At 63.4% G+C, this 12,519-nt stretch carries 13 protein-coding genes and 2 tRNA genes; 5 read left to right on the forward strand and 10 right to left on the reverse strand.

Translation table 11 applies throughout. The features are described 5' to 3' along the window. Nucleotides 1–125 precede the first annotated feature (125 nt). The 4 genes from VFW93_RS03330 (at nt 126) to VFW93_RS03345 (ending at nt 2,844) form a co-directional block, all read left to right on the forward strand. Nucleotides 126–1,295: a uroporphyrinogen-III C-methyltransferase gene (locus tag VFW93_RS03330; protein ID WP_329692568.1), complete on the forward strand. Its 1,170-nt coding sequence runs from the start codon at nt 126–128 to the stop codon at nt 1,293–1,295. Nucleotides 1,296–1,317: 22 nt separating this feature from the next. Further along, nucleotides 1,318–2,571, forward strand: a complete 1,254-nt coding sequence (locus VFW93_RS03335) for a heme biosynthesis HemY N-terminal domain-containing protein (protein ID WP_329692569.1) — start codon at nt 1,318–1,320, stop codon at nt 2,569–2,571. Between the two features lie 75 nt (nt 2,572–2,646). Continuing rightward, nucleotides 2,647–2,723 (forward strand) — tRNA-Arg (locus tag VFW93_RS03340). Nucleotides 2,724–2,767: 44 nt separating this feature from the next. Beyond that, nucleotides 2,768–2,844 (forward strand) — tRNA-Arg (locus VFW93_RS03345). 88 nt (nt 2,845–2,932) lie between these two features. Here the strand turns inward: VFW93_RS03345 and VFW93_RS03350 are convergent. After that, nucleotides 2,933–3,298: a response regulator gene (locus VFW93_RS03350; protein ID WP_329692570.1), complete on the reverse strand. Its 366-nt coding sequence runs from the start codon at nt 3,296–3,298 to the stop codon at nt 2,933–2,935. Nucleotides 3,299–3,530: 232 nt separating this feature from the next. On the opposite strand from VFW93_RS03350, the gene VFW93_RS03355 reads away from it, so the two are divergent. After that, nucleotides 3,531–3,944 carry a hypothetical protein gene (locus VFW93_RS03355; RefSeq protein WP_329692571.1) on the forward strand — a complete coding sequence of 138 codons (414 nt, stop codon included), beginning with the start codon at nt 3,531–3,533 and terminating at the stop codon, nt 3,942–3,944. A gap of 12 nt (nt 3,945–3,956) precedes the next feature. Here the strand turns inward: VFW93_RS03355 and VFW93_RS03360 are convergent, their stop codons facing one another. The 9 genes from VFW93_RS03360 to VFW93_RS03400 all read right to left on the reverse strand — a co-directional run. Next, nucleotides 3,957–5,657 (reverse strand): DUF4382 domain-containing protein, encoded by a 1,701-nt coding sequence (locus VFW93_RS03360; protein ID WP_329692572.1) that lies wholly within the window; start codon nt 5,655–5,657, stop codon nt 3,957–3,959. Next, entirely contained in the window at nt 5,654–6,217 is a 564-nt protein-coding gene (locus tag VFW93_RS03365; RefSeq protein WP_329692573.1) for a DUF2059 domain-containing protein, read from the reverse strand. The genes VFW93_RS03360 and VFW93_RS03365 overlap by 4 nt, the downstream gene beginning before the upstream one ends. An 8-nt stretch (nt 6,218–6,225) precedes the next feature. Continuing rightward, on the reverse strand, nt 6,226–7,860 hold the full coding sequence (locus VFW93_RS03370) for an OmpP1/FadL family transporter (RefSeq protein WP_329692574.1): 1,635 nt from the start codon (nt 7,858–7,860) through the stop codon (nt 6,226–6,228). A 22-nt stretch (nt 7,861–7,882) separates the two neighbouring features. Continuing rightward, entirely contained in the window at nt 7,883–8,908 is a 1,026-nt protein-coding gene (locus tag VFW93_RS03375) for a transporter (RefSeq protein WP_329692575.1), read from the reverse strand. 2 nt (nt 8,909–8,910) lie between these two features. Beyond that, nucleotides 8,911–9,669 carry a C39 family peptidase gene (locus VFW93_RS03380; RefSeq protein ID WP_329692576.1) on the reverse strand — a complete coding sequence of 253 codons (759 nt, stop codon included), beginning with the start codon at nt 9,667–9,669 and terminating at the stop codon, nt 8,911–8,913. Nucleotides 9,670–9,704: 35 nt separating this feature from the next. Next, the gene (locus VFW93_RS03385) at nt 9,705–10,202 is read right to left on the reverse strand and encodes a DUF6160 family protein (RefSeq protein WP_329692577.1); all 498 of its coding nucleotides are present in this window, start codon (nt 10,200–10,202) and stop codon (nt 9,705–9,707) included. Between the two features lie 7 nt (nt 10,203–10,209). Continuing rightward, nucleotides 10,210–11,085 carry a hypothetical protein gene (locus VFW93_RS03390; RefSeq protein ID WP_329692578.1) on the reverse strand — a complete coding sequence of 292 codons (876 nt, stop codon included), beginning with the start codon at nt 11,083–11,085 and terminating at the stop codon, nt 10,210–10,212. A 10-nt stretch (nt 11,086–11,095) separates the two neighbouring features. Continuing rightward, nucleotides 11,096–11,893 carry a hypothetical protein gene (locus VFW93_RS03395; protein WP_329692579.1) on the reverse strand — a complete coding sequence of 266 codons (798 nt, stop codon included), beginning with the start codon at nt 11,891–11,893 and terminating at the stop codon, nt 11,096–11,098. Between the two features lie 152 nt (nt 11,894–12,045). Further along, nucleotides 12,046–12,519, reverse strand: a 474-nt coding sequence (locus VFW93_RS03400; protein WP_329692580.1) for a hypothetical protein, incomplete at its 5' end; no start/stop codon positions are given.

Raw genomic sequence — 12,519 nt, forward strand, 5'->3', positions numbered from 1 at the left:
CGCATCACCTCGACCCGCCCCACCCTGTCGGCAGTGGTGGAAGCACTACGATCACCCGAGTAAGCGGGCTTGCATGCACTGTCTTCTCGGGTGGAATCCAGGCACGTCGATACAATGATTTCACTGTGACCGACACCAGCGCCCCCACCAACCTCCCCACGCCCATCGAAGTCGAGCCCTTGCCGCTCGACCCGCAGGCCGATTCCGACGTGCCCGGCGGCTGGGTACGCTGGGCCGTTGTCATCCTGAGCATGGCCACGGCCGGCGCCGGGTGGGTGGCCTGGAACACCCAGAAAAAGGTGCAGGCGCTCGAACAGGAACTGGTCCGCCGTCAGATCGACAGCCAGGGGCAGGCCACCGAGGCCCGCGTGCTGGCTCGCCAGGCCCAGGAGGCCGCGCGCGAAGCCACGGCCCGCTCGACCCTGCTGGAGACGCGCATCACCGAGGTCGCCCTGCAGCGCAGCCAGGTGGAAGACCTGATCAAGACACTGAGCCTGTCACGAGACGAAAACCTCGTGGCCGACATCGAGGCCGGCCTGCGCGTGGCCAGCCAGCAAGCCACCCTGACCGGCAGCGCCGAGCCCCTGATCACGGCCATGCAATCGGCCGACGATCGCCTGGCACGTGCCCGTCAGCCCCGCCTGGACAACATCCGCCGCGCCCTGGCCAAGGACCTGGACCGCGTCCGCGCCACCCGCGTGGCCGATACCAGTTCCCTGACCATCCGGCTGGACGAGGCCGCCCGCCTCGTGGACGAAGTTCCCCTGCTCAACCAGCCGGAAGCCACGATGCCGCCCTTGCCGAAGGCAGAAGTGACACCCAAACCCGTGCCAGCCAGCAAGCCAGGCGGCAAGAACAAGAACGCCGCGCAATCGGCTGCCCCGGCCTCGGCCCCCGAACCCGCTGCCGACACCTGGGGCAGCCACGTGCTCGACTGGACCAAGGGCGCCGCCCAGACCTTCTGGAACGAGACCCGTGGCCTGATCCGCCTGACGCGCATCAACCGCCCTGAAGGCATGCTGATCTCGCCTGATCAGGGCTTCTTCCTGCGAGAAAACATCAAGCTGCGCCTGCTGAATGCACGCCTGGCCCTGCTGAGCCGCCAGAACACCGTGGCGCTGGCTGATTTGCAGAACATCCAGGCGACCGTGCCGCGCTACTTCGACCTGCAATCGCGCAAGACGCAGTTGCTGCAGTCCATGCTGACGGACGTGGCCGCCCAGAGCCAGCAGATCACCGTGCCCCGCCCCGACGACACCCTGGCCGCGCTGGCCACGGTATCGGGCGGCCGCTGAGCCGCAGCGAGGACGCCCCGACATGCGCTCCATCGTCTGGTTCCTGGTGCTGGCTGTGACCGCGGTGGTGGGCGCCACGGCCCTGGGCGCCAATGACGGCCTGGTCACCATCTACTGGCTGGGCTGGCGTGCCGACATCTCGCTCAACCTGTTCCTGCTGGGCCTGGTGCTGATCTTCCTGGCCATCTATTCGTTGGTGCGCGGCCTCGACAGCCTGCTGGCCCTGCCCGAGCGTGCCAAGCGCTGGCGTGTCTCCCAACGTGACAAGGTGGCCCAGGCCGCCCTGCGCGAGGGCCTGGCCTTGTACATGGCAGGTCGCTACACCCGCGCCCACAAGGCCTGCCAGAAAGCCGTGGCCATTCAGGCCGACACGCCCGAACTCACGCTGGACGCCGAATTCACCGCCCTGGCCCACCTGCTGTCGGCCGGTAGCCTGCACCGCCTGCAGGACCGCAAGCGCCGCGACGAACACCTGCAACGCGCCCTTGATCTGTCACGCCTGACGCGCAAGCCGCGCGCCACGGAAGAAGGCGCCCGTCTGCTGGCCGCCGAATGTGCCCTGGACGACCGCGACGCCCGCCGCGCCCTGCATGATCTGGCCGAACTGCCACCAGGTGTGGCCCGCCGCACGCAGGCCCTGCGCCTGAAGCTGCAGGCCACCCGCCTGGCACGTCAGCCGGTGGAAGCACTGAAGACCGCCCGCCTGCTGGCCAAGCATCAGGGCTTCACCAGCTCCGCCGCGGAAGGTCTGTTGCGCACACTGGCCGTGGAAACGCTGGATTCAGCCCGCGACGCCGATCAGTTGCGGGCACTGTGGCAAAACCTCGACACCAACGACCGCAAGGACCCGATGGTGGTCGCCCACGCTGCACGCCGCATGGCCGATCTGGGTGCCCAGATCGAAGCCCGTCAATGGCTCGCGCCGCTGTGGGACCGTATCGGTCAACAGACGCCCGAAGCCGTGGACGCCCTCGCCAATGCGCTGGCGCACAGCCTGCTGGGCCTGGAGGCAGAGTGGCTGCCCCGCCTGGACGCGACCACACAATCGGCCTTGCGCAACCCAGGTCTGGCCCTGACGCTGGGCCTGGCCCTGTCGGAGCGCCAGTTGTGGGGCAAGGCTCGCGGCATGCTGCTGTCTGCGGCCAATGACCTGCAGCTGGATCTGGAGCGCCGCCGCATGGCCTGGGCCAAGCTGGGCCAACTGGCCGAGCGTGAACACCGTGCCGAAGAAGCCGCGCGCTTCTACCGTCTCGCGGCCCTGCCGGAACAACCCTGAACGGGGTCGTTCACACTCAAAAAATGACGAGCTGTTTACACATGCTCGTAAACCATGCTATAGTCTCACTTCTCGGCGGCTGTAGCTCAGTTGGATAGAGTACTTGGCTACGAACCAAGGGGTCGTGGGTTCGAATCCTGCCAGCCGCACCAGTTATCACCTCATCGTGAAGAACCGGTAGCCGAGAACATTTTTAGCGGCTGTAGCTCAGTTGGATAGAGTACTTGGCTACGAACCAAGGGGTCGTGGGTTCGAATCCTGCCAGCCGCACCAGAACATACGTTCTAGACAAACAGCCTGAAGGCCAACGCTTTCAGGCTGTTTTTCTTTGTGCCGCGCTCAAGAAGAGATCCAGACACGGTCAGGACGAACACAGCTTGCTGACCGCCTCGATCAGCTGCGAGGGCTGAAACGGTTTGACGATCCAGCCCCGCACCCCGGCAGCCCGCCCTTCAGCCTTGATCTCGCTGCGCGACTCGGTGGTGATCATCAGAATCGGCGTGAATTTGTGCGCAGAGGCCTTGGCGCGCCTGGCGAACTCGATGCCATCCATGTGCGGCATGTTGATGTCACAGATGATGAGATCCAGCTTCGGTGTAGCAAGCTTGGCACAGGCGTCACGGCCATCCACAGCCTCGATCACCGAATAGCCCGCCTTGGTCAACGCCATGTTGACCACCTGCCGGAAGGTGCCTGAATCATCCACGACCAGAATCGTCTTGCTCATGCTGACCCGCCAATTTATGAGTGGGTGATGGAATTGATTGCACCGTACATGGTCCAGCCAGCAAGTCAAGAGCATCGTCACAACACAAGAACAGCAAGCTCGCTATTCCGTCGATTGATCACACACCTTGGCGGTATAAGCCACACGCCACTCAAACGCCTCACGCAGCTGCCGATAGCTGGCTACAGGCCGCCGCATCCGCACGGCCTTTCCCGCAGTAAAGGACGCGCGCATGACAACGAATCTGGTTTGGCGAAAGACCTTGACGGCTTGCGGTTTGCTGCTGGCGGCATCGTCCTGCCTCGCAGGCGTGCAGGCCCTGGACGATCAAGCCCTCACCGAGGTCCACGGCGCCGGCATGGACAAGGACATCATGGGGCAGCTTGGCAAAGGCCAGGACATCCGCCAGCGCAGTGACGAAGAGCGACGCAACGCCACCTCGGCGCAAAACACCGTCGCTTTGCTGGCTGCCCTGGACCTGCAGACCAGGCAATCGGCACAGACCGCCGTGAATGCGGTCAATGCGGTGAACACCACCGCTCAGCTCGGCGGCACCCTTGTGGCGCTGACGCCGATCTCCGCGCTGGTGCCCATCGGGCTGCCCTTGTTCGGCCTGCCGAACCTGCCACCGGCCAACAACCGCTGAAGCGGCAGCCCGTCAGGGCAAGGCCAGCGTCACCGAAGCGCTGGCCGCATTGCGCAGATCCAGCGCCGTGCCGGCGCGCACCCACCTGAGCGTGCCGGTGTGGCCTGCAGCCCGCAAGGCCACGCTGTAGATGGCGGTGCTGCCCAGGGCCGCAGCCTGGCTGCCGGCTGGCACATTGATCACCATGCTGCTGCCTGAAACGGCCTGAGACGTCACCACACCGTTGACGTCCGACACGATCACGCTGGCGCCGCCGTAACTGGCCGACAAGGTGCCCGTCAAGCTCACCTGGATCTGCCCGATGCCCAGCGAAGCTTGTCGCACAGGGCTGTTCACCGTGATGCTGCTGTTCGTGCCCAACGTCGGCACGACCGTGCTGAACACCCCCACGTCGTCGTAAGCCGTGCCCAGGGCCTGCACGCTGAACGCCTGTGCGCCTTCATAGGGTGTGACATCGCTGAAGCTCAAGGCCGCACCACTCTCGACGAAGTTGGCCACGCGCAAGGGCCCTTCAGGCAGGTCCAGCGCCTGCGCCAGGCTGCCCGTCAACACATCGGTGTTGGCCACCGCGACCTGATAAGGCTTGCTGGATGCATCCAGGCTCTGGCCAAAAAACAGCTGGCTGCCGCGCGGCGATACGGGTGAAGCCAGGGTGACCGAACGCGAGGTCGATGGCGTGATGACCGGCACGATGGGCGCGTTCGACGCGCCCAGCACCGTCCAGGCAAGCGTATCGAGCACACTGAATGACGACACCGTGACCCCACGGATCACCATGGTCTGCATGTGCCTGCCCGTGATGACCACGTCGTAGCTGGTGTCCGGTGGCAGCGGATACAGCGCAAAGCCCCCGGAGGTGCTGGTCACGCGGTACTGCCTGACATCAACATGGCGCTGCCCATCTGCAGACAACCGCTGGGCACTGACCACGATGTCCTGCGCGCAGTTCGGTGCGGCCGGGGCCGTACCCGAGCCGCAGATGAGCGAAGGATCGATGGCACCAATGATCGCACCGCTGGTGCCCATGTCATAGCTCATCAAGGCCGGCCGCATGCTGAAGTGGTCCACTCCATCGGCCGATGCCATGCGAACCAGGCTGTGCTGCAAGTCGGCCTGCACCACCACATAGCTGGCACCTTGCGCTGCCACGGCATACGTGCCGGCCAAGCGCCAGCCCTGATCAGGCTGAGGCAGTTCCAGTGGCACCACGCGCGCGTGACCACCACCATCCGTGTAATTGACCTGTGCATTGAAGCTGAGGCCTCTGGCAGCCGCCGCGTCATCCAGGGCGGCATCGTGCGCCAGGGGGAACAAACGGATCTGACCATAAGTGCCCGCGGGCACACTCAGGCCGCTGAGCACCCGCGTGACGTCGCCTTGCGTGCTGGACGGCACGACGGCCAGGTCCACCACCACCGGCGTGGTCAGGCGCAAGACAGTCCAGCTGCGGTCACTGCCGGACCACGCTTGCGAGGCTTGAGGGTGCAGGGCCACGCTGCCGATCGTCACCCACACGTGGCTGACATCGCGATAGCCGCCGCCTGACAGGCCCAGCGTGAAAGCACCATGCGTGCTGTCGGCGCCTGATGCCGGGCTGGCACCCTTGCCCTGCGTGCCGCCACCACCACCGCAGGCAGACAGCACGGTCACCAAGGCAATGGCCAGCCAGCGACGAGCTGATCGGGCCACCGAATGCACGAGTCCGTTTGTCATGGCGTGGTGGTCGCTGCGCGCAACTTGAGGCCGACCGCCTGGGTCAAGGCCTGCATCTTCGGATCAATGGCAGCGCGGCTCTCGGCCACCACCTTCTCACCCAGCGCGCGCTCCATCTGCGGAATCATCTGCTCGAACTTCTTCTTCACGGGAGACTCCAGCATGGCGATGATCTGCTTGAGTTCTTCTTCGCTGAACTGCTGCTGCAAGATGGGCACGACGGAGCTGGCCAACTGGCGTCGTGCCGTGTCCAGTGCAATCGGTGTGGCTTCATTGATGTACTTCTGCACATCCACCGCCATGTCCTTGAGCGTGGCGTCCCGGCGCTCGGCCGTCACACGCCCTTGCAGCGCAATACGAGCCTGCTGAACGGCATCGGCTGCGGGCCGCTGCACCATCATGACGACGACATCCTCTGGATGCCACAGCGTCAGCAGCTTGTCGATCAGCTTGGCCTTGCCATCGGCGGATTGCGCCCACACAGGTGTCGCCACGCAAGCGGACAGCAGGGTCGCGACGGCCAGGCGGTTGAAGCGGAAAGTCATACGAGCAATGAACATGGAACAACTCAGAACGGTTTGGTGATGGACATGCCGCCATAACGCACAGTCATGGAGCCGGAAACATCGAGCCCCGCATAGGGGTTGTAGATGACGTTGAAAAAGTTGCTGCAGTTGAGGTTGCAGCTGGTTTCGGCAGGAATGTCGAACTTGCCTTTGGCATACGAGTAGGTCGCGTCGATCTTCAGGCCTGATGGGCTTTCATAGCCCATGCCGATGCTGCGCACCGTCATCGTCGGCAAAGGTGCGATCAGGTCAAAGGCAGACTGGGGAATCGAGGTCTTGCGCGGCTCATAGCCATAGCGCAACTTGAAGCCACGCGTGATGCCCACTTCAAGCCCGAATCCAAAGTGGATGGGGTCCCGATAACCCCGTGGAATCACCAGCTTGGAAGCATCGGCCTGGCCGAAGATGCGCGCCATCTGCAGCAAGGCAATCTGGCGGTCGAACTGGATTTCCAGCTTGTCCCACTTGCTCCAGTCGGTGTACATCGCATCCACGTTGAACTGGATGCGATCGGTGGGCTTGAGCTTGATGCCGGCCTGCAAATGCGCCGGGAAAGGCAGGCGCATGGTGGCGTGCCCGGTCTGCACATCCGGGATGGAGGTCGGGAAACCAAACATGGCCGCCACCACCGGCCCCAGCAAGCTGCCATACATGCCCTCCACGAACCTGGGGAACATGGGATCGGCCATGAAGGTGTAGCGCCCGGTCAGGGTGGTCTTGGTACCCGACTGGTAGACCGCACCAAAGGCAAACCAGTCCTTGGGCTCCCACAGAAGGCCCACGTTGAAGGTCGGGTCAACCGGCGCGGTCATGTCGAACTTCATCGTGCCCGCGCGCCTGAATGGCCTCAGGCGCCCTTCCTGCCCACCGCCGCAAAGGCCGAAGCCGAAGGTGTCCAGCGGGTTGCCGCCGTCACTGCACCAGGCATCCTGCAACTTGCCGATGATGCCCAGCAGCTTGTTGGGAAAGCGCATGTCCGTATCCAGCGCAAAGCTCTGGTGCGCAATCGGCACGGCCAGCCCCAGGCTGAGGGTGTCGGACACCTTGTACGCCACCGACGGCGAGAGGTACACCAGACGCTGGATGACCATGGAACGGCCATCAAAACGAGTCGGGTCGTTGGGGTCCTGGCTTCGGTCCACGCCCACGGCTTGAGGCACGTAGCTCGCCGTGGCAAAGGTCCAGGGTGACCCAGGTCTATTGAAGCTGAAGCCCATGCCCGCACCCAGTGCGGCCGGCAGCTTCCACTTGGGCACGCCAATGCCGGGGATGTAGAGCTTCTGGTAGACCGGGCCGCTGGAACTGCCGGCCAGTGGGTCTTCCTTCCAGCCTCCGATGTCAAAGCCTTCGGGTTGATGGAAGTTGGCCTTGATGCGCACGGATGCGCCAAAGAAGTTGTCCTGCTTGACGTTGCCCTCCAGACGCGAGAGACCTGCCGGGTTGAAGTGGATCGAATCCACACCCGGAGGGTCCGCCGTCACGGCATTGCCCATGGACATCGCCTTGGGGCTGGTCCCGAGGTTGTCGGTCAAGGCTGCATGGGCCGTGCCCAGCCAGGACATACCCAGCACCAGGCCCAGCACCAGGCTCAGCCATCGTGCAGACAAAGCGAGCCCCCTGGCGTCAGCCATCTTCATGATCACGGCCTTCTTGCGCTGCTCAGAAGCTCAAAGGCATGTTCATGCCGAGCGTGAAATCGGGCGAGTCGCTGGTCAGGCCGATACCGAGGTTCATGTTGATCGTGTTCTGGGGCGAGGTGCGCACGCCCAGTCCCAGGCTGAACATGCCCGATGTCTGCACGCTGGTGCGGCTCGATGTGCCGTCTTCAAACACCAGCTTGCTGGGGAAGGACAGGGACTCCTGCAACGACATGGTGGTGGACACGTCATACGACAAGGCATAGGCAAAGCCTCCGCCGAGCGTCAGCGAAGGGCCTGGATGCACGGCCACCAGGGTCACGTTGTCACGCACCTGATTGATGTGACGCGCCGGCATGCTCACACCCACGCTGGCGGAACCGAACAACGCGATGGGATCGATGATCTTGGAGGCGTTGACACCCAAGGTCAGGCCAGCGGTACCGGAGCCCGTCGACAGGTTCTGCCCGTCGATCGAACGATAGGGGCTGCGTCCCGTAGGCAGGCGAACCGTGGCACTGGTGGTGATGCTGGGGGCATCTCGGCGCATCTCGAAAGGCTGCCAGCGTGCGCCCACGTTCAGGTCACCGAAGCCGTGCGACATGCCCGAGAAGGTCGAGGACTCCGAGTACTTGCTGACCAGGGGCAGGGACACGTTGCCCGTCAGGTTGTCACGCAGGCCGTAGTCCACCGACACCGTGTTGGTGATGGTGTGCGCACGCGTGTTCTCGATCTTGAAAAGCGTCAGCGTGCTGTCGGTGAACTTGGCGTCGATCTGTTGCTGCCCGGTGTACGAGTAGTTCAGGTCATAGGTGGCCGCCCACTTGCCCTTCTTGAGCAGCGAATACTGCTTGTCGGAGGCCGTCAGGGTTTCCTTGAGCAAGGCAGCCTGGTCCACGTCCCCCTCCCTCTTGCCCAGCGCATCGCGCGCGGCATCGTTGCCGGAGGCCTGCTGGGCCTGCGCCACGGACAGCGTCAAGGTCAGGGTTGCCAACGCAAGCGCGCGCAAGCCGAATCGAGTGGAAGAGGTGGAGTGCGAGTACAACATGATCACTGCTTGCGCAAGTTAAAGACACCAATGCCGGCCTGCACTGCATTGCGCAATGCCTCGGTTCGGTCGGGCGAAGTCAACACGGCCTGCTTGCGAACCGAATCGCTGTCGATCACACCGAGTTCTCGGTCTGTCAAGGCCAGGTTGGTCAAAGGCTGACCGGCATTGGCCGGCAAGCTCAGAAGGAAAAGGGTGCCGCGGTCCCACAGCTTGGCGAACTGCTCGACCGAGAACACGATGTGCCCGGCAGAGGGGTCGGCAATGAAGACACGGCCATCACGGATGCCGCGGAACACCACGAAGTGCTTGAAGCCGGCGTAGTCGATCGGCACGATGGCGGGCTGGGTGAGCTTTTCCAGGTCGGACATCTCGCCACGAAAGCCCGCGCCAATGGCCCCGAGCGAGGCCACATAGCGCTTCATGTCCAGCAGGGAAAAACCACGGCGCTCGATGATCTTGTCGCGCTCGCCATGGGACAACATGCCCTCCATGGCTTGCTGCTCCGTCACCTTGATGCCCAGGTAGTGGTTGATCACCGTAACCAGCGCAGCCGAGCCGCAGCTGTAGTCATAGGCTTGGTGAACGATGTTCTCGAACTTGAATTCCGAGTAGGGCTTGATCGTCACGGGCATGGGGCTGATGCCACCACCCACCGCCACCATGGGCAGCTGGTACTCGCCCTGAGGCTTGTCGGCCGGCGGATGGATGGCAGTGCCCGCAGCCTCGCCGATCGCACTGGCAATGATTCCAAGCAGCATGCCCAACATGGTGTGGTCTCCCGATTCAAGGCGTCTTATTGCGCCCAGAGGTACAGATGCCCCTGCATGGCCGCATGGCCATTGAGGAGCAGCTGCCCGTAGTTGCGGGAGATGGCAGCGCTCGGATCGGTCTGCACGCTGAAGGCGCGAAAGCCGAACTGACTGACACCGATGAAGAAGGGCAAGCCGATGTCCATGTAGTCGCTGCCATCCGCACGGGTACGCAGGTTCATGGTCATGGCGAACATGTCGATGATGCCGCCCACGTTCCAGGCAATGGCGTAGGTGGTCTGGCCATCCACATGGAAGCCGGCCATCAGTCGGCTGCTGAGCTCCTGGGCACTGATGGCCGCAGAGTTCATCTCCAGGTGAACGGCAAAGCCGATGCCGTCCTGCCCGCTGACATCGGCCATGCTGCTGTCATCCAGCGGTTGCGGTTCGGCATGAACGCCCTGCCCCGCCATGGCCACACACCACAGCAGAAGGCATCGCAGGAGACATGCGCGCATCAAGCGCCAGGAGATCGACACCATGCGTACCTCAGCGGAACTTGACGTCCAGATACTGGAGCTGGATGGACTCGATGCGGCTGGATCCCAGGTTGACGTTGCCCGTCACATCGCTCTTGAACGTGATGTTGTCAATGGTCAGGCTGCCCTTGGGCGCACCATTGGGGCTGCTGTTCCAGTCGATGCCCAGATGCAGATAGGACTGGCCATCCGCATCGGTGATGGCGTTGAAGATGCCGGGCTGGGTGGTCACATGGGCAATGGCCCATGGTGAGTTGTTCTCGCCGCTCAGGTGGATGCCGCTGATGCTGAGCTGCTCCGTCACCGAATCAGGGTTGGCCACGCTGATGTCATCGCGCGCACGCGGGCGGATGATCAGGTTGCCGATGTCCACCCGCAAGGCCAGGCCAAAAGCCACGCCTTGCACGGACGGGTCGGAAGGCGTGGTGATGCTCAGTCCGCCGCCATAGAAGGTGAGATCCTGCAGGATCAGTGTGCCGCCATTGAAGCTGGTGTTGTTGGCGTTCACGCCGAAGTCGGCCGCGAACTGCCACTTCACCAGACCGTTGACGTTGAGCGGGTTGCTCAGCTCGATCACATCCGACATGCCCAGGCGGCTGTAGATGTTGAGCCGATATGGATCGGTGAAGGTCGCGTCCACATCATCGGAGCGCGACAGGTAGAAGTTGCCCAACCACAGGCTGGGATTGCCCGCGTCAGGGCTGGTGTAGGTCAGTGTCAGGGGCCCGCTCATCGCAAAGCCACGCAGGTTGAACGCCAGGCCATCCTGGCCACTCACCTGCGAGAGCGCCTCGTCTTCCAGCGGGTGCAAGTTGCCGGCATGCACCGTGCCCAGGGCACACAGAGCCAGGCTGCAACACATCGCGCGGATGACCAGTGCACACATGCTCATCCCCTCACTTGCCCACCACATTGGCAGGCACGGCAGCCCTGACATTCAAGGCCGACAGGCGATCACGCCAGTTCAGCCAGAAGCCCGCCATGGCTTGATCGGTGGGAAGGCCTGTGGCGGCATTGGTCGGGAAGGTCACGGCAGACTTCAGCACCGAGATGAAGAAGTCGCGGCTGGCGCCACTGGCATTGCCGGCGGTCACGCCACCTACTTGCGACAGCGCCACCTGACAACTCGCAGCATTCGTACAGGTGGTGCCATCCCAGCGCTTGCCACCCAGCGTGTCGTTGCGCGAATCGATGGTGCCGCTGGCACCCGCATCGATCAACAAGGCGCCGCTGACGGCATTCATCTGCAAGCCGATGTCGCCCTGGATGCCGCCAAAGCCCAGGCGCATGCCCACCACTTCGCGCGTCGCCGAGTTGGCCACGTTGCGGTAGACAAACTCGACATAGGGATCGGTCACGGACACCGTGCGCTGGGCCAGCGTGCCGTCGGATCGACCGAACTGCAGCCTGGCGATGTCGATGTCGGCACCGGTGCCATTGCGGATGGAACTGGTGTACTCACCCAATCGGATACCGCCCAGATTGGCATTGAGCTTGATGTCGGCGTTGAGCGTGATGCGAGAGAAGTCGTAGCCGTTCTCGCTGGTGTTCGCCAACGTGAACAGCGCCTGCCCCCATACATCGGACAAGGCCTCGTCATCGATGGGCTTGCCCTGCGCCAGAACGGCCTGCGCACCCGACAGCACCAGGCTCAGGCACAGCAGGCGCATCGCGGAGATGAAAGTCCTGGTCATGTTGGCTGCGGGTTGAGGATCATCAGGATCCGAAAAACAATTTCAAAAACGAACCTTGGAAACAAACCCGCCGTGGTGGCCACGGCGGATTGCTCTGTTCAACTCATGTGGAGGCGGGCCCGCTTGCGACGGGCCCATCGGTGGTCAACCGATCAGTGAGCCCACATCCAGACCTTGGTGCCTTGCATGTCGATGTTGTTGATGGCGAACGAGCCGAACGAAGCAGCCGAAGTGCCACGTGTGCCGTCAGCGGCGGTGCTGCCCATCTTGATCGAACCGACCGTGATGCTGGGGGTCAGGGCCGAGTTCAGCTTGGCGTTGGGGAAGGCGAACTGCACAACGTCAGAAGCGCCGTCGTACACAGCTTGAGCCGATTGAGCACCGAAGGCGTCATACGAAGCAGCAGTCAGCTTGCCCAGTTCGGTTGCCACGGTCACGCCACCAGCGGTGGGGGTCACGGTGGGCGCCACGCCAGCGGCGGCGGCAGCGGCCAGGGCCTTGCCGTTGTTGGCGTCAGCCTGGCTCAGGCCCAGACGAGCACCGATGGAGTCAGCCACGGTCGAGACGAAGGCACCCTTGTTCAGGATGTCGATGGTCATCACGAACAGGCCCTTGATGCCGATGTC

It is taken from the genome of Aquabacterium sp. (assembly GCF_036279675.1).
Classification (GTDB): domain Bacteria; phylum Pseudomonadota; class Gammaproteobacteria; order Burkholderiales; family Burkholderiaceae_C; genus Aquabacterium.